The sequence below is a fragment of the Sphingomonas jatrophae genome (genome assembly GCF_900113315.1).
Lineage (GTDB): Bacteria > Pseudomonadota > Alphaproteobacteria > Sphingomonadales > Sphingomonadaceae > Sphingomonas_P > Sphingomonas_P jatrophae.
Genome location: NZ_FOZG01000001.1, coordinates 1,170,500 through 1,190,106 on the forward strand (window position 1 = coordinate 1,170,500; position 19,607 = coordinate 1,190,106).

19 protein-coding genes are annotated in these 19,607 nt (G+C 69.3%); 13 read left to right on the forward strand and 6 right to left on the reverse strand.

Annotated elements, in window-relative coordinates; genetic code table 11:
- The first annotated feature begins 81 nt into the window (after nucleotides 1-81).
- Nucleotides 82-495: a hypothetical protein gene (locus BM360_RS05525; protein ID WP_093311971.1), complete on the forward strand. Its 414-nt coding sequence runs from the start codon at nucleotides 82-84 to the stop codon at nucleotides 493-495.
- On the opposite strand, the gene BM360_RS05530 is transcribed toward BM360_RS05525, so the two are convergent.
- Together BM360_RS05530 and BM360_RS05535 are read right to left on the reverse strand one after the other, a co-directional pair.
- A complete protein-coding gene (locus tag BM360_RS05530) occupies nucleotides 492-1,484 on the reverse strand; it encodes a sulfotransferase (RefSeq protein WP_165611210.1) in 993 nt (330 codons plus the stop codon). The genes BM360_RS05525 and BM360_RS05530 overlap by 4 nt on opposite strands.
- A gap of 104 nt (nucleotides 1,485-1,588) precedes the next feature.
- A complete protein-coding gene (locus BM360_RS05535; protein WP_093311982.1) occupies nucleotides 1,589-2,152 on the reverse strand; it encodes a peptidoglycan L,D-endopeptidase MepK in 564 nt (187 codons plus the stop codon).
- A 62-nt stretch (nucleotides 2,153-2,214) separates the two neighbouring features.
- On the opposite strand from BM360_RS05535, the gene BM360_RS05540 reads away from it, so the two are divergent.
- Nucleotides 2,215-3,240 (forward strand): L,D-transpeptidase family protein, encoded by a 1,026-nt coding sequence (locus BM360_RS05540; RefSeq protein WP_093311984.1) that lies wholly within the window; start codon nucleotides 2,215-2,217, stop codon nucleotides 3,238-3,240.
- 52 nt (nucleotides 3,241-3,292) lie between these two features.
- Here BM360_RS05540 and BM360_RS05545 read toward each other — a convergent pair whose 3' ends face one another.
- Nucleotides 3,293-3,520, reverse strand: coding sequence for a hypothetical protein (locus BM360_RS05545; RefSeq protein WP_093311987.1), 228 nt, complete (start codon nucleotides 3,518-3,520; stop codon nucleotides 3,293-3,295).
- A 184-nt stretch (nucleotides 3,521-3,704) separates the two neighbouring features.
- Between BM360_RS05545 and BM360_RS05550 the strand changes: the two genes are divergently transcribed.
- The 3 genes from BM360_RS05550 to BM360_RS05560 all read left to right on the forward strand — a co-directional run bounded on the left by BM360_RS05550 (nucleotide 3,705) and on the right by BM360_RS05560 (nucleotide 5,785).
- Complete coding sequence (locus BM360_RS05550; RefSeq protein ID WP_242653330.1) at nucleotides 3,705-4,274, forward strand: M23 family metallopeptidase; 570 nt, start codon at nucleotides 3,705-3,707, stop codon at nucleotides 4,272-4,274.
- 80 nt (nucleotides 4,275-4,354) lie between these two features.
- Nucleotides 4,355-4,918: an elongation factor P gene (gene efp, locus BM360_RS05555; protein ID WP_093311990.1), complete on the forward strand. Its 564-nt coding sequence runs from the start codon at nucleotides 4,355-4,357 to the stop codon at nucleotides 4,916-4,918.
- A 48-nt stretch (nucleotides 4,919-4,966) separates the two neighbouring features.
- Nucleotides 4,967-5,785: an inositol monophosphatase family protein gene (locus BM360_RS05560; protein ID WP_093311993.1), complete on the forward strand. Its 819-nt coding sequence runs from the start codon at nucleotides 4,967-4,969 to the stop codon at nucleotides 5,783-5,785.
- Between the two features lie 47 nt (nucleotides 5,786-5,832).
- Here the strand turns inward: BM360_RS05560 and BM360_RS05565 are convergent, their stop codons facing one another.
- Together BM360_RS05565 and BM360_RS05570 are read right to left on the reverse strand one after the other, a co-directional pair.
- Complete coding sequence (locus BM360_RS05565) at nucleotides 5,833-6,810, reverse strand: quinone oxidoreductase family protein (protein ID WP_093311995.1); 978 nt, start codon at nucleotides 6,808-6,810, stop codon at nucleotides 5,833-5,835.
- A gap of 10 nt (nucleotides 6,811-6,820) precedes the next feature.
- Nucleotides 6,821-7,399 carry a peptidylprolyl isomerase gene (locus tag BM360_RS05570; protein WP_093311998.1) on the reverse strand — a complete coding sequence of 193 codons (579 nt, stop codon included), beginning with the start codon at nucleotides 7,397-7,399 and terminating at the stop codon, nucleotides 6,821-6,823.
- 86 nt (nucleotides 7,400-7,485) lie between these two features.
- Here BM360_RS05570 and BM360_RS05575 point away from each other — a divergent pair, with 86 nt between their 5' ends.
- The 8 genes from BM360_RS05575 to BM360_RS05610 all read left to right on the forward strand — a co-directional run bounded on the left by BM360_RS05575 (nucleotide 7,486) and on the right by BM360_RS05610 (nucleotide 19,348).
- Nucleotides 7,486-8,616, forward strand: a complete 1,131-nt coding sequence (locus BM360_RS05575) for an 8-amino-7-oxononanoate synthase (RefSeq protein WP_093312002.1) — start codon at nucleotides 7,486-7,488, stop codon at nucleotides 8,614-8,616.
- Entirely contained in the window at nucleotides 8,613-9,242 is a 630-nt protein-coding gene (gene bioD, locus BM360_RS05580; protein ID WP_093312005.1) for a dethiobiotin synthase, read from the forward strand. Before BM360_RS05575 ends, bioD begins: the two co-directional genes overlap by 4 nt.
- A gap of 169 nt (nucleotides 9,243-9,411) precedes the next feature.
- Nucleotides 9,412-10,686, forward strand: coding sequence for an adenosylmethionine--8-amino-7-oxononanoate transaminase (locus BM360_RS05585; RefSeq protein WP_093312007.1), 1,275 nt, complete (start codon nucleotides 9,412-9,414; stop codon nucleotides 10,684-10,686).
- 108 nt (nucleotides 10,687-10,794) lie between these two features.
- A complete protein-coding gene (gene paoA, locus BM360_RS05590; RefSeq protein ID WP_093312010.1) occupies nucleotides 10,795-11,433 on the forward strand; it encodes an aldehyde dehydrogenase iron-sulfur subunit PaoA in 639 nt (212 codons plus the stop codon).
- On the forward strand, nucleotides 11,430-12,380 hold the full coding sequence (locus tag BM360_RS05595; protein WP_093312013.1) for an FAD binding domain-containing protein: 951 nt from the start codon (nucleotides 11,430-11,432) through the stop codon (nucleotides 12,378-12,380). Before paoA ends, BM360_RS05595 begins: the two co-directional genes overlap by 4 nt.
- Nucleotides 12,381-12,383: 3 nt before the next feature.
- Nucleotides 12,384-14,594: an aldehyde oxidoreductase molybdenum-binding subunit PaoC gene (paoC, locus tag BM360_RS05600; RefSeq protein WP_093312017.1), complete on the forward strand. Its 2,211-nt coding sequence runs from the start codon at nucleotides 12,384-12,386 to the stop codon at nucleotides 14,592-14,594.
- Nucleotides 14,595-14,702: 108 nt separating this feature from the next.
- On the forward strand, nucleotides 14,703-18,356 hold the full coding sequence (locus tag BM360_RS05605) for a PAS domain S-box protein (protein WP_093312020.1): 3,654 nt from the start codon (nucleotides 14,703-14,705) through the stop codon (nucleotides 18,354-18,356).
- A gap of 38 nt (nucleotides 18,357-18,394) precedes the next feature.
- On the forward strand, nucleotides 18,395-19,348 hold the full coding sequence (locus BM360_RS05610) for an alpha/beta hydrolase (RefSeq protein WP_093312022.1): 954 nt from the start codon (nucleotides 18,395-18,397) through the stop codon (nucleotides 19,346-19,348).
- On the opposite strand, the gene BM360_RS05615 is transcribed toward BM360_RS05610, so the two are convergent.
- Nucleotides 19,320-19,598, reverse strand: a complete 279-nt coding sequence (locus BM360_RS05615; protein WP_093312025.1) for a hypothetical protein — start codon at nucleotides 19,596-19,598, stop codon at nucleotides 19,320-19,322. The two genes, BM360_RS05610 and BM360_RS05615, sit on opposite strands and share 29 nt — an antisense overlap.
- Between the last annotated feature and the right edge of the window lie 9 nt (nucleotides 19,599-19,607).

Sequence of the window (19,607 nt, forward strand, 5' to 3'; positions counted from 1 at the left end):
TATCCCAATATTCCGTAAGGAACCGGAGGCCGGGCCGTGTTAGGCGGCGCCTGCCCAAGGGACTGGGGGGAGAGTGGGACCGTGGCGCAATTCGAACGCCTGCTGGCCGAGCATGCGGCGCTTCGCACCGCGGCGCAGCGGCTGTTGAGTGTGACCGAGACGGAGGCAGGCTATCGCGCGGTTGCGCCCGGCCTGCTGCGTGAGATCGTCGATCTGCTGGTGGATCACGAGGCGAGCGAATCGTCGATCGACTATGCGCCGCACGATGAGCATGCGGGCGCGGCTCTGCCGCTGTCCGAGCGGCTGTTTGCGCTGCAGATGGAATGGGGCGACTTCGTCGATGCGTGGCCGACAATGAACGTCGCGCGCGACTGGCCCGGCTTCTCCGTGGCCGCGCGCGTCATCCTGCCGAAGCTGATCGAGGTGATCGACGCGGAAGACAAGCTGCTCGCCCGCATGCCGCACCAGCAATCGGGCGCGGCGACGGCGCGCTAGAGGATCGGCTGCTCGACCAGCGCCCAGAGCGGCCGGGCGCGATCGGGCACCGCTCCGGGGACGAGCGGATAGCCGAATCGCTCCAGCGGCAATTCGGGCCGGATCGCGCGGAGGCGCCGGTTACTCGCCTGGAAGCGATCGCGGATGTGGGCGGCGATCTGCGGGCCGAGCAGCGTCTCCGCCGACGGGCTGCGGCCGAACCAGCCGGTGCGGTTCAGGCTCTCCAGCAAGGCGCGGCGCAACCAGTACCAGCCGGGGATGTGGATCAGCGTGCGCTTGTCCAGCACGGTGCGACGGGTGAAATGGTTGAGCAGCAGCGCCAGCCAGACCAGCGGCAGCGCGTAGGAGGCGTTGCGCCGCTCCGCCGGCGGCACCGCATCGCCGAGGCACAGCCCTGTCGCCGCGCATAGCCGTTGCAGCGCGACCGCCGGCTCCGCGCACAATTGCTCGTGCAGCAGGACGTGGACATTCTCCGCACCGAACAGCGCGTCATAATGCGCGACGAGCCGGTCATAGGCGAAATGGTCGAAGCTGAAGCGCGGCACGCGGTGGCTCTCGGCGAAGGCACCGCGGAGATACTGGTCCGGAAAGAGATAGCGATGCGGCAGATAGGTACCGCCGCCGCGGACATATTGCTGATAGACCGCGGCGATCATCGCCGGCTGGGCGCGTACCGAGATCACGATCCGGGCATCGGGGAAGGTGGCGTGGATCCGCTCCGCCACGGTGCGCGACAGATGGCCGTTCAGACCGCCATTGTGCAAATAGCCGGACAGCCCCTCCTCGCACAGCAGCACCGGCCGCCCGTCCGGCGAGGCGAGCGCGTGACGCGCGGCGACGGGATCGAATTCATAGGCCGAGGGGTAGATCAGTGCCGCACGGATCGCCTTCCGCTCAAGCGCATAATGGCTCGCCGACGCCGGATAGACGGATTGCTGGAACCAGGTCGTGGCCGTCTTGTGATAGCCGATGTGCACGATGGGTCGCACGAGCAGTCTCCTGCCGGCCGGGCCGGACGGCTGTCGTTAACCCCCGCAACTCACTGCCAAATGTCCGGTTCATTACCTAGGTGAAATATCTTTCACGTTGGACGTTACCAGTGGCGCACGCGCCCGGTGTCGACATGGACGAAGCCGTCGCGCGGATAATAGCCGACACCGCCGCGCCCCATCGACAAGGCGGCCGTCCGGACGCGATCCAGCCCGACGCCCGGCAGTGCGATGTCGGTCGCCTTGCCCAGCATGTGCTGGCTCTTGGTCGCGACGCCGGTGTGCGCGCCGCCCTTGGCGCGGAGCGCGGCATTGGTGCCGGGCGAGCGATAGCCCGAGATGATGTCGAAACCACGGCGCGGATCGACGCCGAGCCGGTCGCGCAGCGTGGTCAGCAGGTCGACGAGCTGCGGATCCATGCGGGCGACGTGGCCGTTGCGCCAATCCCGCAGGCCATGGTTGATCTCCGCCAGGCCCTGCGGATCGAGGCCGCGCGGCGTGAGCCAGCGGGCGTCGACCCGCTCATTGTTGTGGATGTTGCGGAAAGCGAGCCGGCGTTCCGCCAGCGGCGCCCGGCCTGCATGGGCCACGCCGCCGAGCAGCGAAGTCGCTCCGATCGCCAGCGCAGCCCCCAGCAGGCCGCGACGGCTGGTGTCCGTCTCGATCATCTCGTTCCCGTGGAAAGAAGCGGCCCCCGCCGCGTTGATTCAAGAGATAGGAGCATTGCCGCATGAAATCACGTTTTGTTGCAAGCCTTTGTCTCGTTGCAGGCACGGCTGGTCTCAGCATTGCGGCGCTTGCCCAGGCTCCCGCCCCTGCCGCGAAATCCACAGCGCCGGCCAAGCCGGCCCCTGACATGACGACCCTGCACGTGCAGGTGCTGCTCGATCATCTCGGCTTCGGACCCGGCGTGATCGACGGACGCGGCGGGCTTTCGACCAAGCTGGCGCTGCAGGGTTTCCAGCGGGCGCGCAACCTGCCCGTGACGGGCGAGATCGACCGGCCGACGCTGCGCGCGCTCGCCCGCTACAAGGCGATCCGGCCGGTGCGCACGCTGAAGGTGGCGCAGAGCGACATTGCCGGACCGTTCTTCCAGATCCCGGACAAGGAGGCGGACCAGGCCAAGTTGCCGGCGCTCGGCTACGCCAACCCGCTGGAGCGGCTGGCGGAGCGGTTCCACACCACGCCCGAGACGATCGCCGCGCTCAATCCCGGCGGGCGGGTGGCCGCCGGCGTGGCGCTGCGCTTCCCCAACATCCTGCCCGCCTCACGCGATTACGATGCCAAGCTGAAGCCGGAATGGCGCCAGACGCTGTCGATGCTGAACGTCAGCGCGGTGCAGCCGCAGGGCGACCGCATCGTCGTCGACAAGTCGGAAGGCGTGCTGAAGGTGTTTGCCGGCGAGAAGCTGCTCGCCCAATTCCCGGCGACGATGGGCAGCGAGCATGATCCCCTGCCGCTGGGCACGTGGAAGGTGCAGGGCATGAGCTACCTGCCGCCCTTCCACTACAATCCGGACCTGTTCTGGGATGCCTCGTCCAAGGACGAGAAGGCGCTGCTGCCGCCGGGGCCGAACGGGCCGGTGGGCGTGATCTGGATGGATCTGAACAAGCCGCATTACGGCATTCACGGCACGCCCAAGCCGGAGACGATCGGGCGATCCGAGAGCCATGGCTGCATCCGCCTGACCAACTGGGATGCGGCTCGCGTCAGCCTGATGATCAAACCCGGCACGCCGGCGATCTTCCAGGCCTGACGATCGTCGGCGACAGGGCGGACGTACGCGCCCGCCCTGTCTGCCGTATCGATCAGTTCGTCTTCATCCAGTTCGTCTTGGCACGAGTGTCGTCGATCAGCGGCCGATCGGCCGCATAAGACATTGCCTGGGCCGTTCCCGATGCCGGGCGAATGTGAAACCAGTTCTGCCGCTCGATCCCGACGAGGAAAGCGAGCAGCGCGAGACCGAAGGACAGCAACAGAACATTGGACCACAGGCGATTGCTTGCGGCAGCACGATCATGGTCTGTCTTGCGCACGCGGGTAAGCTCCTTCTCTGCTTGGCAGCATCAGTTAGGAGCCCGATCCTTCCGGTCTACTGATCAAGGGTAACATAGTTTTGCTGCAATGCAGCAGCGCAGACACACTTGGCCGAACGGTTGTGGCGGAACGACCGGGCGCGTTCCGGATTGATCCACTGCTGCAACGATCAAGGGGGCGCAGGTGACTCGGTTCGGCCGGCTGTTTCTCGGGCTGCTCATCCTCGTCGTGATCGCTTTCGCCTCCATGCTGCGCTGGCAGCAGGCGGAGGAGGCTCCCGCCCCGGCAAGCGCCCCCCCGCCGCCTGCGCCGATGGCGAGTGCCGGGCCGCTCACCGTACCGGTCGCGGGCGTGCAGCCGGAACAGCTGGCCGACACGTTCCGCGATCCGCGGACGGGCCATGTCCACGGCGCGATCGACATCATGGCGCCACGCGGCACGCCTGTCGTAGCGGCGATGCCGGGCACGGTGGAGAAGCTGTTCGAGAGCGCGGAAGGCGGCACCACCGCCTATCTGCGCTCTCCCGATGGACGCTGGGTCGCTTACTATGCGCATCTCGACGGATATGCACCCGGCCTGCGTGAGGGGCTTTACGTGCAGAAGGGCGCGCCGGTCGGTCAGGTCGGTTTTACGGGCAATGCCAGTGCGGAGGGGCCGCACCTGCATTTCGCACTGAAGCGGATGGAGCCGGGCGAGGCGTGGCATGAGGGACGTGCGGTGAACCCCTATCCCCTGCTGCGCGGCGTTCGCTGAGGCGGGCCAGCCTTGCGGGCGGACGCGGGTCAAGCTAAGGCGCGCGCCGGCTCTTTCCAGACAAAATCGAGGCGATCGGCGTGAAGATCAGCGGCGTGGACATCCGTCCCGGCAACATCATCGAGTATGAAGGCGGCATCTGGCGTGCGGTGAAGATCCAGCACACGCAGCCCGGCAAGGGCGGCGCCTATATGCAGGTCGAGATGAAGAACCTGCGCGACGGCCGCAAGAACAATGTCCGCTTCCGCTCGGCCGAGACGGTGGAGCGCGTGCGCCTGGACACCAAGGATTTCCAGTTCCTGTTCGCCGATGGCGAGCAGCTGACCTTCATGGACAAGGAAACCTACGACCAGACGACGCTGCCGCGCGATCTGCTGGGCGATGCCGCTGCCTTTTTGCAGGACGGCATGGACGTGGTGATGGAGCTCTATGACGAGGAGCCCATCTCCGTGCAGCTGCCCGACACGATCGAAGCGACCATCGTCGAGGCGGATGCCGTGGTGAAGGGGCAGACCGCCTCGTCCAGCTACAAGCCGGCCATCCTCGACAATGGCGTGCGCGTGATGGTGCCGCCACACATCGCCTCGGGCGTGCGGATCGTGGTGGATACCGCGACCGGCGAATATGTCCGCCGCGCCGACTGATCGAGTGTCTGTGACTCCTCGCCGCCCAGGGAGGAGTGGAGTTATGTCATGGTTGCCCATTCCGGTCTGATTACCGTCATGGAGCGCGCCGCCCGCAAGGCGGGGCCGAAGCTCAGGCGCGATTTCAACGAGGTCCAGCAGCTGCAGGTCAGCCGCAAGGGCCCGGCCGACTTCGTCAGCCAGGCGGACCAACAGGCCGAGCAGACCCTGTTCGAGGAACTGAGCCGCGCCCGGCCCGGCTGGGGCCTTGTCATGGAAGAGCGGGGCATCATCGAGGGCGATCCCGACAAGCCGCGCTGGATCGTCGATCCGCTGGATGGGACGACCAACTTCCTCCACGGCGTGCCGCATTTCGCCATCTCCATCGCGGTGGAGGATCCGCGCGGCGCGGGCGGGCGGCCCGAGATCACGCACGGCTATATCTACCAGCCCGTCACCGACGAGAGCTTCTGGGCGGAGAAGGGCCGCGGCGCGTGGCTGCATGACCGGCGGTTGCGCGTGTCGGCCCGGCGCAACCTCGACGAGAGCATGATCGGCACGGGCATCCCGCATCTCGGCCGCGGCGACGTGGCGCGGTGGGCGCGCGTTTATGCGTCGGTGGCGCCGGAGGTTGCGGGCGTGCGGCGGTTCGGCTCGGCCGCGCTCGATCTCGCCTGGGTGGCGGCGGGACGGATGGACGGCTTCTGGGAAGACGATCTCGACGTGTGGGACGTGGCCGCGGGCATCCTGCTGGTCAAGGAAGCGGGCGGCTTCGTCACCGACTATCGCGGCGGCGACAAGGCGGTCGAGCGGCGCGAGCTGGTGGCGGCGAACGACGCGCTGCACAGCCGCCTGCACAAGCTGATCGCGGGGGCGGTGAAGGCCTAAGTCCGGCCGGAGACCCCGGCCCGCGCCGGGGTGACGGCCTCCCGGGTTCAGGGCAGCAGCAGCGTCGACCCGCTGGTGCGGCGTGCCTCCAGATCGGTATGCGCCTGCGCGGCATCCTCTAGGGGGTAGCGCGCGCCGATCGTCAGCTTGATCCTGCCCTCGCGGATCATCGCCCACAACCGCTCGGCGGCAGCGGCACGCTCCTCGGGCTCGCGCCAGTAATCGAACATGGTCGGCCGCGTGACGAACAGCGAGCCGTGGGCGGAGAGCGTGCCCAGCGCCACGCCCGTCACCGCGCCCGAGGCATTGCCGTAGCTGACGATCAGCCCGCGCCGGGCGGCCGAGGCGAGCGACGCCTCCCACGTGGCCTCGCCCACGCCGTCGAACACCACGCGCACGCCCTCCCCGCCGGTCAGCTCACGGACGCGTGCGGCAATGTCCTCGTCGCGCGAGAGGAGGACATGCCCGGCCCCCGCGGCGCGCGCGGCCGCGACCTTGGCCTGATCGCCGACGGTGCCGATCACCCGCGCGCCGAGGCTGGCGAGCCATTGCACGAGGATCAGCCCGACGCCGCCGGCGGCGGCATGGACCAGCACCGGCCAGCCCGCCTCCACCCTGGCGCAGCGCTCGGCGAGGAACTCGGCGGTGCCGCCCTTCAGCAGCGCGGCGGCGGCGACCTCGTCCGATATGTCGTCGGGCAACGCGACCAGCTCGGCCGCGGCGACGTTGCGAGCGGTGGCATAGGCGCCGCGGCTCGGCCCGAAGGTGGCGACGCGCTGGCCGGGGGCGAAGCCGGTGACGCCCTCCCCCACCGCCTCGATCACGCCCGCCGCCTCGCTGCCGAGGCCGGCGGGCAGATCGACCTTGTAGAGGCCGCTGCGATGATAGGTGTCGATGAAGTTGAGGCCGACCGCCTTGTGCCGCAGCCGCACTTCGCCGGGGCCCGGCGGCGGCAGGTCGACATCGTGCCACTCGATGACGTCGGGCCCGCCGGTTCGGGCGATGCGGGCGACACGCTCGGTCATGCTGGTCTCCTCAGGGCAGGCGGCGGGCGGAGAGGATCACCGGCTGCGCGATGATCGTCTGGCCCTTGGTGGTCTGGGAAAAGCCGCCGGGATAGGTCTTCAGCGCGAGGATACGCCGGACGAGTGGCATGCCCGAGACGACGCGGCCGAACACGGCATAGCCGGGGTAATTGGGCCGCGCGTCCAGATAGGCATTGTCGCCGACGCAGATGAAGAAATCGCCCATCGCGGTGCCGGGATCGTTGCGTGCCATCGAGATGGCGCCATCGACGTGGCGCAGGCCCGTTTTGCTGGTCGGCTCATGCTTGATGGGGAAGAAGGACTTGGCGATGTCATGATCGAGGCCCGCCTGGACGAGCCCGACCTGCGGGTTCTTTCGGCTGCGCGCGGCACGGTAGAAGCGGCGCCCATCGAAGCGCTTCGCATCGACATATTTCAGGAAATTCGCTGCCGTCACCGGCGCCCGCTTCGTCTCCAGCGCCAGCACGATGGGGCCGAGCGACGTCTTGAGCAGCACGCGCACCTCGCCCGGCGCGGCCTGGGCCGGCGCAGCGAGCAGAGCGAGCAGGAGGAGGAGCGCACGCAGCATCCAAGGAGCCGAGTGCCCGAGCGGCGCGGCGGGCACAAGGGCGAAGGGCTTGGGGATGCGACGGTGGCTGGCCTATGGGCGGCGGAATGAGCCTGCTGGACGATCATCGCGGCGATCTCGCCAAGCTGCACGCGCGTGACCGGCTGCGCACGCTGCGCCCCCGCGACGGCGTGGATTTCGCCTCCAACGACTATCTCGCGCTTGCCGGATCGGCGCGGCTGGCCGAGGCGGCGCGCGAGGCGGTGGTGCGCGGCGTGCCGATCGGCTCCGGCGGATCGCGGCTGCTACGCGGCAACCACGCGGAGCATGAGGCGCTGGAGGCGGAGGGTGCGGCGTGGACCGGGGCGGAGAGCGCTTTGTTCTTCGGCGCGGGTTTCGCCGCCAATGCCGCGCTGTTCGCGGCGCTGCCGCGGCGGGGCGATCTCGTCGTCCACGATGCGCTGATCCATGCCAGCGCGCATGACGGAATGCGGCTGGCGCGGGCGGAGCATTTCGCCGCTGCGCACAACGATGCGGACGCCTTTGCCGATGCCATCCAAGCCTGGCGCCGCGCGGGCGGGCGCGGACGCGCGTGGATCGCGGTGGAGAGCCTCTACAGCATGGATGGCGACCAGGCACCGCTGGAGGCGCTGGCGGCGGTGGCGGACCGGCACGATGCCTTCCTGCTGATCGACGAGGCGCATGCCGGCGGCGTGTTCGGCCCCGATGGGCGCGGGCTGGCGGCGGCGTTGCAGGGCCTCGAGAATGTCGTGACGCTGCACACGCTGGGCAAAGCGCTGGGCGCGGAAGGCGCGCTGGTGAGCGGGCCGGCGGTGTTGCGCGACGTGCTGGTCAACCGGGCGCGACCGTTCATCTTCTCGACCGCGCCGTCGCCCCTGATGGCGGCGGTGGCACGCGAGGCCATCCGTGCGGCGGTCGATGAGCCCGAGCGGCGGGAGCGCCTGTCCGCGCTGGTCGCCGCGGCGGAGCGGCTGCTGGCGCGGGTCGGCGTCGAGGCGACGGGATCGCAGATCCTGCCGCTGATCGTCGGGCGTGATGCGGAGGCGATGCGGCTGGCGGCGGCGTGCCAGGCGGCCGGCTTCGACGTGCGCGGCATCCGCCCGCCGACGGTGCCGCTCGGCAGCGCGCGGCTGCGCATCTCGCTGACGCTGAACGCCAGCGAGACGGACGTGGCGGCACTGGTGGACGTGCTGGCCGATGCACGGGCACGGCCGTGAGCACGCTCGTCGTCACCGGCACCGACACCGATGTCGGCAAGACGGTGTTCGCCGCCGCCCTCGCTGCGGCGCTGGGCGCGACCTATTGGAAGCCGGTGCAGGCCGGGCTGGACGGCGGCGGCGATGGCGACCGGGTGCGCGCGCTGGGCGTCGGCCGAGTGCTGCCCGAGGCCTATCGGCTGACCACCCCCTGCTCGCCCCACCGCGCCGCCGCGCTGGACGGCGTAACGATTGATCGTGCGCGGCTGACGCTGCCTGCGGTGGACGGGCCGTTGGTGGTGGAGGGTGCGGGCGGCGTGCTGGTGCCGTTGGCGGACGATCTGCTCTACGCCGATCTGTTCGCACGCTGGCAGGCGCCGGTGGTGCTGGTGGCGCGGACCGCGCTCGGCACCATCAACCACAGCCTGCTGTCGGTCGAGGCGTTGCGGCGGCGCGGGGTGCCGCTGCTCGGCATCGCGTTCGTCGGCGAGGCCGTGGAGGATAGCGAGGCGACGATCTGCCGCATTGCGGGCGTCAGGCGACTGGGACGGCTTGCGTGGGTCGATCCGCTGGATGCGGGGACGCTCGGAGCCGCGTTCCGGGCGGGGTTCAGCCTGGCGGACTTCACCCTGCCATCGTCATCCTGAACTTGTTTCAGGATCCACCGGGCGGCTTGGCTGAGCGGCCGCAGGATGCGCCGTACGGTGGATGCTGAAACGAGTTCAGCATGACGGAAGAAAGCATTCCGCACGTTCGCACGAACAGCCCTGCACCGTTGAAGCTGCAACGGTGCGAGCATGACGATAGAGGGGCGGAATGACCCACTCCCCCATCTGGCACCCTTTTACCCAGCATGGCCTGAACGAGCCGATCCCGCGCGTCACCCACGGCGAGGGGGCCGCCCTGTTCACCGCGGATGGGCGGCGGATCGTGGATGCGATCTCGTCCTGGTGGGTGACGACGCACGGCCATCGCCATCCGCGCATCGCCGCCGCGATCGCGGAACAGGCGCAGCGGCTGGACCAGATCATCTTCGCCGGCTGGACGCACGATCCGGCGGAGGAGGTGGCGCGCGAGCTGACGCGGATCATGCCGCCCTCGCTCACCCGCGTCTTCTTTTCGGATTCGGGATCGACCAGCGTCGAGGTCGCGCTGAAGATGGCGCTCGGCTACTGGCTGCACCGCGGGGAGCCGCGGCACCGCATCCTCGTCATGGCGAACAGCTATCATGGCGACACGATCGGCACGATGTCGGTCGGCGCGCGGGGGCCTTATAACGCCGCCTACGAGCCGCTGCTGTTCGATGTCGGCACCCTGCCCTTCCCGGCCGTCGGCGCGGAGCAGGTGACGCTGGATGCACTGGAGGCAGCCTGTGCGGAGAAGCCCGCCGCGCTGATCGTCGAGCCGCTGGTGCTGGGCGCGGGCGGCATGCTGATCTACCCGGCGCGAGTGCTGCGCGAGATGGCAGTGATCTGTGCGCGCCACGGCGTGCTGTTCATCGCGGACGAGGTGATGACCGGCTGGGGCCGCACCGGCACGCTGCTGGCGTGCGAGCAGGCGGGCGTGGTGCCGGATCTGCTCTGCCTGTCCAAGGGGCTGACCGGCGGATCGCTGCCGCTGGCGGTGACGGTGGCGGCGGAGCCGATCTTCGAGGCGCATTACGCGGCGGACCGGGCGCGGATGTTCTTCCACTCCTCCAGCTACACCGCCAACCCGATCGCCTGCGCGGCTGCTGCGGCCAATCTCGCCATCTGGCGCGAGGAGCCGGTGCTGGAGCGGATCGCAACGCTGGCCGGACGGCAGCGCGAACGGCTGGAGCGCGTCGCGGCCACGGCGCCGGTGCACAATGCCCGCGCGCTCGGCACCATCGCGGCGGTCGAGCTGGGCGCGGCGGACGGCGCCTATCTCAATCCGATCGGCCCGGCGCTCGCCGCCTTCTTCCGTGCGCGGGACCTGCTGGTCCGACCGATGGGGAATACCGTCTACGTGATGCCGCCCTATTGCATTGACGAGGCCGATCTCGACCGGGTGTGGGATGCGATCGGCGCGGCGGCGCGGCACTTCGCCGAACCCGGCCCGGCAGCGTCCTGAGCCGAGCCGCGTCATTCGGCTGATGCCATTTCCGCGTCCGGGCGTTATGCTGTGGATCAGTTTGGCCCCTCCCGTCTGACGGGGCCCTCGCCCGGACAGGAGAATCGCATGCACGGCCCCGGCGAAGTGGAAGTTTCCCGGCGTGGGCTGCTCGTCGGTGGCGCAGCATCGGTGGCGGCAGGTGCGGTGAGCGCGCCTGCGGATGCCCAGCGTGCGCCGGCCGCGCCGAAACCGGCCATGGCGAAGGTGTCGTTCGAGGTGAACGGCAGGCGCCAGTCGCTGGAGGTGGATACGCGCACCACCCTGCTCGACGCGCTGCGTGAGCATCTGAAGCTGACCGGCAGCAAGAAGGGGTGCGACCAGGGCCAGTGCGGCGCCTGCACCGTGATCGTCGACGGGCGGCGGATCAATTCGTGCCTCAGCCTTGCGGTGATGCATGAGGGCGACCGCATCACCACCGTCGAGGGCCTCGGCACGCCGGACAAGCTGCACCCGATGCAGGCGGCGTTCGTGCGCCATGACGGCTATCAGTGCGGCTATTGCACGCCAGGGCAGATCTGCTCGGCAGTGTCGGTGCTGGAGGAGATCCGCGCCGGCATCCCCAGCCATGTCAGTGCCGACCTGACCGCTGCCCCCGCGCTCACCGCCGCGGAGATGCGCGAGCGGATGAGTGGCAACATCTGCCGCTGCGGCGCTTATTCCAACATCATCGAGGCGATGGCTGACGTCGCGGGAGCCAAGGCATGAGGCCGTTCACCTATAGCCGCGCAAAATCCCCGGCGGAGGCGGCGGCCGAAGCGGCAAGCGCGCCGGGCGCGAAGTTCATCGCGGGCGGCACCAACCTGCTCGACCTGATGAAGCTCGAGATCGAGACGCCGTCGCACCTGATCGACGTGCAGGATCTGAAGCTCGACCGGATCGAGCCGACGGCGGAGGGCGGGCTGCGGATCGGCGCGCTGGTTCGCAACACCGATCTGGCGGCGGATGCGCGCGTGCGGCGCGATTATGGCGTGCTCAGCCGCGCACTGCTGGCGGGTGCATCGGGCCAGCTGCGCAACAAGGCGACGACCGCGGGCAATCTGCTCCAGCGGACGCGCTGTCCCTATTTCTACGACACCAACCAGCCCTGCAACAAACGCCAGCCCGGCTCCGGCTGCAGCGCCATCGGCGGCTTTTCGCGCCAGCTGGCGGTGATCGGCAGCAGCAAGGCATGTATCGCGACGCATCCGGGCGACATGGCGATCGCCATGCGCGTGCTGGATGCGACGGTGGAGACGGTGGACCCCAAGGGCCAGACCCGCGCCATTCCGATGGCCGATTTCCACCGCCTGCCCGGCGAAACGCCGCACATCGACACCAACCTGAAGGCGGGCGAGCTGATCACCGCGGTGACCTTGCCGAAGCCCCTCGGCGGCAAGCATTTCTACCACAAGGAGCGGGACCGCGCCTCCTACGCCTTCGCGCTCGTCTCCGTCGCGGCGGTGGTGCAGCCGGACGGGCGCGGGCGCGTCGCCTTCGGCGGGGTCGCGCACAAGCCGTGGCGCGTCGAGGCGGCCGAGGCAGCGATGCCGCAGGGCGCCAAGGCAGTGACCGGGGCGACCTTTGCCGGTGCCGCGCCGACACCGGAAAATGCATTCAAGCTGACCCTGGCCGAGCGTGCGCTCGGCGCGGTGCTGGCGCAAGCGAGGGCCTGAGCCATGAAGTTCGACAAGCCCGCCACCACCAATCCGATCGACCAGCTGAAGGTGGTCGGCAAGCCGACCGACCGCATCGACGGCCCGCTGAAGACAACCGGCACCGCGCCTTATGCCTATGAGCGGCACGATGTCGCGTCCGACCAAGCCTATGGCTATATCGTCGGCTCCGCCATCGCGAAGGGCCGGATCAACGCGGTGGACCTTGCCGCGGCCAAGGCGGCGCCCGGCGTGATCGAGATCGTCACATGGCAGAATGCCGGCCCGCTCGGCAAATCCAAGAGCCACACGGCCAAGCTGCTCGCCGGGCCGGAGATCGAGCATTACGACCAGGCGATCGCGATCGTCGTCGCCGAGACGTTCGAGCAGGCGCGCGCCGCCGCGCGGATGGTGCGCATCGATTATGCGCGCGCGCCCGGACGCTTCGACCTCGATGCGCAGATCAAGTCCGCGCCGCCGGTGGGCGAGGATAGCGGCGAAGGCAGCCACTCCCCGCCCATCGCGCGCCATGGCGACTTCGATGGCGCCTTCGCTGCTGCCCCGGTGAAGCTGGACGCAGTCTATCGCACGCCCGACCAGAGCCACGCGATGATGGAGCCGCATGCGACCATAGCGGCGTGGGAGGGCGACAAGCTGACGCTGTGGACGTCCAACCAGATGATCGCCTGGGGGGTGCGCGATCTGGCGCAGACGCTGATGATCCCGAAGGAGAAGGTCCGCCTCGTCTCTCCCTATATCGGCGGCGGCTTCGGGTCGAAGCTGTGGGTCCGTGCCGATGCGTTGATGGCGGCGCTCGGCGCACGCGCGGCGAAGCGGCCGGTGAAGGTGGCGCTGGCCCGCGCGCAGATCATGAACAACACGACGCACCGCCCCGCGACCGTCCAGCACATCCGGCTGGGCGCGACGAAGGACGGCAAGCTGACGGCCATCGCGCACGAAAGCTGGTCGGGCGACCTGCCGGGCGGGGGGCCGGAGACGGCACCGTCGCAGACCAAGCTGATCTACGCAGGGGCCAACCGGCTGATCGCGACGCGGCTGGCGACGCTCGATCTGCCGGAGGGCAATGCCATGCGCGCGCCGGGCGAGGCGCCGGGCATGATGGCGCTCGAGGTCGCGATGGATGAGATGGCGGAGAAGCTGGGCATGGACCCGGTTGCGTTCCGCATCCTGAACGACACGCAGGTCGATCCGATGAAGCCGGAGCGGCGCTATTCGATGCGCAACATGACGGGCTGCCTGAAGCTCGGCGCGGAGAAGTTCGGCTGGGCCAAGCGCAATCCGAAGCCGGGCCAAATGCGCGACGGCAACTGGCTGGTCGGCATGGGCGTGGCGGCGGGCTTCCGCAACAACATCACGACCAAGTCCGCCGCACGCGTGCGGATCGACGACAAGGGCGGGATCGTCGTCGAGACGGACATGACCGACATCGGTACGGGCAGCTACACCATCATCGCGCAGACCGCCGCCGAGGTGATGGGCGTACCGCTCGATCAGGTGAAGGTGACGCTGGGCGATTCCAGCTTCCCGGAAGCCGCAGGCTCCGGCGGGCAATGGGGTGCGGCCAATTCGACCGCGGGCGTCTATGCCGCATGCATGAAGCTGCGCGAGGCAGTGGCAGCGAAGCTCGGCTTCAACTCCGCCGACGCCGCCTTCACCGGCGGCCGCGTGACGAGCGGCAATCGCAGCGCGACGCTGGCCGATGCGGCAGGCTCGAGCGCCGAGGACGGCATCGAATATGGCGATCTCGGCAAGACCTACCAGCAATCCACCTTTGCCGGCCACTTCGTCGAGGTGGGCGTGGATGCGTGGACGGGCACCGTGCGCGTGCGGCGGATGCTGGCAGTGTGCGCCGCCGGGCGCATCATCAACCCGAAGTCCGCGCGCAGCCAGGTGATCGGCGCGATGACCATGGGTGTGGGCGCCGCGCTGATGGAGCATGCGGTGGTGGACAAGCGCTTCGGCTTCTTCGTCAACCACGACCTTGCCGGATATGAAGTGCCGGTCCATGCCGATATTCCCCACCAAGAGGTGATCTTCCTTGACGAGACGGACCCGATTGCCGGGCCGCTGAAGGCGAAGGGGGTTGGCGAGCTGGGAATTTGCGGCGTCGGCGGCGCGGTGGCGAACGCCATCTACAATGCGACGGGCGTGCGCGTGCGCGATTACCCGATCACGCTGGACAAGCTGATCGACAAGCTGCCCGCCATGGCCTGACCCCCGCGCGCGACGGAACCACTGCGCGCCGGCAGGATTCCTGTGCCTCCGAAGGGACAAGCATGTTAGGCGCGCCGTTCGCCTGCGGCAAAAGGGGTTGGAGCCGGAATGGAGCGCGACACGGCGCAGTCGATCGACGGGCCTGCATTCCTTGCAGGCGGCGGCGAGCTCGGCCGCCGTATCGCCCGGTTCGACTGGGCGGCGACCCCGATCGGCGCGATTGCGGACTGGCCGCCAAGCCTGTGCCACACCGTCAGCCTGATGCTGCGCAGCCCGGTGCCGCTGGTGCTGCTGTGGGGCCCGGACGGCGTGATGATCTACAACGACGCTTATTCGGTGTTTGCCGGCGGGCGTGACAGCCGCCTGCTCGGCTCCAACGTGCTCGAAGGCTGGGACGAGGTGGCGGAGTTCAACGCCAACGTGATGCGCGTGGGGCTCGCCGGTGAGACGCTCAGCTATCGCAACAAGGAACTGATTCTCCACCGCCACGGCCGGCCCGAGCAGGTGTGGATGGATCTCGATTACTCCCCGGTGCTGGGCGAGGACGGCAAGCCCGCCGGCGTGATCGCCTTCGTAGTGGAGACGAGCGACACCGTGCGGACGCAGCGCGCGCTGGAGACGAGCGAGACGCGGCTGCGCTTCCTCGACGATCTCGGCCGCGCCGTCACCGCCTGCCGCAGCGCGGAGGAGATCCTGTCGATCACCACGCGGATGACGGGCGAGCATCTCGGCCTGTCCAACTGCGCCTATGCCGACATGGACGAGGATGAGGACGGCTTTTCCATCCGCGGCGATTGGGCGGCGGCAGGTTCGCCCTCGATCGTCGGCCATTACAGCCTCGCCGCCTTTGGCCGGCTGGCGGTGCAGGAGCTGGGTGCCGGGCGCCCGCTGATCGTCAACGACAATCTCGCCGAACTGGCGCCGGAAGAGGCGAAGACCTTCCAGGATATCGGCATCGCCGCCACCATCTGCATGCCGCTGCGCAAGGACGGGCGGCTGACCGCGCTGATGGCCATCCACGCCGCGCAGCCGCGCCGGTGGAGCGACTATGACCTGTCGGTGATCCACGAGGTGACCGAGCGGAGCTGGGCGCACATCCAGCGCGTCGGCGCGGAAGCGGTGCTGCGCGAGCGGGAGGCCCGCAACCGCCAGATCCTCGACAGCGCGATCGATTACGGCATCGTCTCGACCGACCCGGACGGCCGGATCACGCTATGGAACCGCGGCGCGTCGGAGATGCTCGGCTGGAGCGAGGCGGAGATGCTCGGCCAGCCGATGGACACCTTCTTCACGCCCGAGGATCGCGCGGTCGGGCGGCCCGCGCAGAAGCGGCGCGAGGCGCTGGAGACGGGCCGGGCGCATGACGCGCGCTGGCACCTGCGCAAGTCAGGCGACCGGTTCTGGGGCCTGAGCGAGATGACGCCGCTGCGCGACGGCGACGGCCGGACCGTCGGCTTCGTCAAGCTGATCCGCGACCGCACCGCCGAACACCGCGCCGAACAGGCGCTGGCGGAGACGGAGGCGCAGCTCCGCCGGGCCGAGCAGGCAGGCGGCATCGGCCTGTTCGCGCTCGACATCGAAAGCAGCCGGGTGCGGGTGACGCCCGAATTCTGCCGCATCTTCGGCGTTCCGCCCGCGGCCGACATGCCGGCCGAGACGTTCGAGCGGCTGGTGCTGCCGGAGGATGCGCAGCTCGCCTCCGACGCGACGCGGCGGAGCGACGCCAGCGCCCCTGCCAATATCGAATATCGCATCCGCCGCGCGGATACGGGCGAGGTGCGGATCATCGCGCGCAAGGCGGAATATGAGCGCGGCGCGAACGGCCTGCCCATCGCGATGATCGGTGCGGTGCAGGACGTGACCGAGCAGCGTACGGTGCAGACCGCACTGGAACGCAGCGAGGCGCGGTTCGGCGCGCTGGCGCAGAACATGCCCAACCAGGCGTGGACCGCGCGGCCCGACGGCAGCTTCGATTGGTGCAACGCGCAGGTCTTTGCCTACACCGGATTGCCCGTGGACGACGTCCGCGACATCGGCTGGGTGCGCGTGGTGCATCCGGATGATGTTGGCCGCGCCACCCTCCAGTGGCGCGACGCGCTCGTCTCCGGCGAAGGATTCGAGATCGAGCTGCGGCTGCGCCATCACAGCGGCGATTATCGCTGGCATCTGACGCGTGCCTTGCCGCAGCGCGATTCCGAGGGCGCCATCACCGGCTGGGTTGGCACCAACACCGATATCGACGCGCAGAAGCAGGCCGAGGTGGCCCACGCCAAGGATCGCGACCGGCTGTGGCGGCTCAGCCGCGAACTGATGCTGGTGTGCGATTTCACCGGGATCATCACCGCGGTCAACCCGTCCGCCGAGCGGCTGCTCGGCTGGACGGAGGAAGAGATGGTCGGGCACGCGCTGGCCGAATTCGTCCACCCCGACGATGCCGCCGCGACCGCCGAGGAGGTGGGCAAGCTGGGTGGGGGCACCACCACCTTCGCCTTCGAGAATCGCTACCGCGCCAAGGACGGCAGCTATCGCCTGCTCGCCTGGACGGCGGTGCCCGAGCAGGATCGCATCCACGCCGTCGGGCGCGACATCACCGAGCAGCGCGGCGTGGAGGAAGCGCTGCGGCAGAGCCAGAAGATGGAAGCGGTCGGCCAGCTGACCGGCGGTATCGCCCACGATTTCAACAACCTGCTGCAAGGCATATCCGGCAGCCTCGACATCCTCGAATCCCGCGTGCGGCAGGGCCGGACGGACGATCTGACGCGCTGGCTGACGGGCGCGAAAGCCTCGGCCGGACGTGCCGCTGCGCTCACCCACCGCCTGCTCGCTTTCTCCCGCCGCCAGCCGCTCGATCCTCGGCCGATCCGCGCGAACCCGCTGATCGGATCGATCGAGGATCTGCTGCGACGGACGCTGGGCGAGCGGATCGGGCTGGAACTGGTGCTGGCGGAAGGCTTGTGGCTCACCCGCTGCGATCCGAACCAGCTGGAGAGCGCGATCCTCAACCTTGCGATCAACGCGCGCGATGCGATGCCCGATGGCGGGCAGCTGACGATCGAGACGTGCAACGCCTATATCGACGAGGCCTATGCCGCGCGCGAGCGCGACGTGAAGCCCGGCCACTATGTCTGCATCTGCGTGACCGATACTGGCACGGGCATGGACAAGGCGACGATGGCGCGCGCATTCGAGCCGTTCTTCACGACCAAGCCGATCGGCCAGGGCACGGGCCTTGGCCTGTCGATGGTCTATGGCTTTACCCGCCAGTCCGAAGGCTATGCCCGCATCGCCAGCGAGGTCGGTGAGGGAACGACGATCACGCTCTATCTGCCCCGCTTCCGCGGCGAGGACGAGGCGGAGCAGCCAGCGGCAGCGGCATCGCCTGCGCATGTGGAGACGGGCAACGGCGTCGTGCTCGTCGTCGAGGACGAGCCTGTCGTCCGCGGGCTGATCGTCGAGGTGCTGGAAGAGCTTGGCTACAGCGCGATCGAGGCGGCGGACGGGCCCAAGGGGCTGGACGTGCTGCAATCGGAGCGGCGGATCGATCTGCTGGTGACCGATATCGGACTGCCCGGGCTGAACGGCCGGCAGGTGGCGGATGCCGCGCGGCTGCTGCGGCCGCGGCTGAAGGTGCTGTTCATGACCGGCTATGCCGAGAATGCGGCGCTGGCCTCCGGCTTCCTGGAGCCGGGCATGGCGATGATCACCAAGCCGTTCGCGATCGACGTGCTGGCGACGCGCATCCGCGACATTCTCGCGGGGTAAGCGACGGCACCGGACCGGCGCCTGCTGGTTCGTGCCCCATGACGCTCGATCTCACCCCCGCCGACTTGGCGGCCGCCCGCCAGCTCAACCGCCGGCTGGCGCACATGCCGCGCTTCCGCATCCGTAGCCGGGTAGAGCCGCTCCTCTACCAGTCGCTGCTCAAGCTATCGCAGATCGGCGCGGACCGGCGCGTGCGCAGCCGCGGCGTGCAGCTGCACACGCTGCGGGTTGGCGCGGACCGGGTGCGGCTGCGCGTGCTGACGCCGCCGGGGCCACTGCGCGGCGTCGTGCTCGACATTCATGGCGGTGGTTGGGTGATCGGCAATGCCGCGCTCGACGACGCGCGCAATGCCGCGCTGGCGCGGGCGTGCGGGGTGGCGGTGATCTCTGTCGATTACCGGCTGGCGACAGTGAAGGCGCCGCTGCGGCCGCTGCTCGACGATTGCTTCGCCGCCGCCACCTGGCTGCTGCGCGAGGCGGTCGAGTATGATGGGCTGCCGGTGATCGTGACCGGCGAGTCTGCGGGCGGCCACCTTGCCGCCGCGACGTTGCAGCATCTGCGGGACGGACGGGTCGAGATGGCGCGGATCGCCGGAGCCCTCCTCTATTACGGCGTCTATGATCTGAGCGGCCTGCCGGGCGTGCGGATTGCCGGGCCGGAGACGCTGGTTCTGCATGGGCCGGGCATGCTCGATGCACTGCGGCTGCTGACGCCGGGGCTGGACGACGCAGGCCGCCGCGCACCGGCGCTGTCGCCGCTCTATGGCGATCTGGCAGGCATGCCGCCGGCGCTGATGGTGGTCGGCGCGCTCGATCCGCTGATCGACGACACGGTAGAGATGGCGGAGCGCTGGCGTCGGCACGCGCCGGTGGAGCTGCACGTCGTGCCCGATGCACCACACGGTTTCGTCCAGTTCGCCACGCCGGTCGCGGCGAAGTTGCTGGCGCGGGCCGCGGCTTGGGTCAACGAGCGGCTGGCGGCGGGGCGCTGACCGGCCGCCAGCGTGCGCTCACCTCCACCCGCGCGAGGATGCCGCGGCCGAGCGCCAGCAGCGCCAGCCCAGCGCTTGCGGCAAGGAAACAGGCCGCCGCCAGCGCCCAGGCGAGCGTGCAGACCGCGGCGTCCGACCAGTCACCGGCCGACGGACAATGATGCTTCAGCGCGGCGAACGCGCCCGCAGCCATAGCGATGAGCGCCAGCCCGCCAAGGCGCAGCGCGAGATCGTGGAGGACAGTCTTCATGCCACATGC

Excerpts from the sequence above, each read along its gene's own strand:
- BM360_RS05605 (WP_093312020.1), top strand. The coding sequence starts at position 14,703 with ATGGAGCGCGACACGGCGCAGTCGATCGACGGGCCTGCATTCCTTGCA.
- BM360_RS05585 (WP_093312007.1), top strand. The coding sequence starts at position 9,412 with ATGACCCACTCCCCCATCTGGCACCCTTTTACCCAGCATGGCCTGAAC.
- BM360_RS05615 (WP_093312025.1), bottom strand. The coding sequence starts at position 19,598 with ATGAAGACTGTCCTCCACGATCTCGCGCTGCGCCTTGGCGGGCTGGCG.
- BM360_RS05560 (WP_093311993.1), top strand. The coding sequence starts at position 4,967 with ATGGTTGCCCATTCCGGTCTGATTACCGTCATGGAGCGCGCCGCCCGC.
- BM360_RS05575 (WP_093312002.1), top strand. The coding sequence starts at position 7,486 with ATGAGCCTGCTGGACGATCATCGCGGCGATCTCGCCAAGCTGCACGCG.
- paoA (WP_093312010.1), top strand. The coding sequence starts at position 10,795 with ATGCACGGCCCCGGCGAAGTGGAAGTTTCCCGGCGTGGGCTGCTCGTC.
- BM360_RS05535 (WP_093311982.1), bottom strand. The coding sequence starts at position 2,152 with ATGATCGAGACGGACACCAGCCGTCGCGGCCTGCTGGGGGCTGCGCTG.
- BM360_RS05570 (WP_093311998.1), bottom strand. The coding sequence starts at position 7,399 with ATGCTGCGTGCGCTCCTCCTCCTGCTCGCTCTGCTCGCTGCGCCGGCC.
- BM360_RS05565 (WP_093311995.1), bottom strand. The coding sequence starts at position 6,810 with ATGACCGAGCGTGTCGCCCGCATCGCCCGAACCGGCGGGCCCGACGTC.
- BM360_RS05610 (WP_093312022.1), top strand. The coding sequence starts at position 18,395 with ATGACGCTCGATCTCACCCCCGCCGACTTGGCGGCCGCCCGCCAGCTC.
- BM360_RS05595 (WP_093312013.1), top strand. The coding sequence starts at position 11,430 with ATGAGGCCGTTCACCTATAGCCGCGCAAAATCCCCGGCGGAGGCGGCG.
- BM360_RS05540 (WP_093311984.1), top strand. The coding sequence starts at position 2,215 with ATGAAATCACGTTTTGTTGCAAGCCTTTGTCTCGTTGCAGGCACGGCT.
- paoC (WP_093312017.1), top strand. The coding sequence starts at position 12,384 with ATGAAGTTCGACAAGCCCGCCACCACCAATCCGATCGACCAGCTGAAG.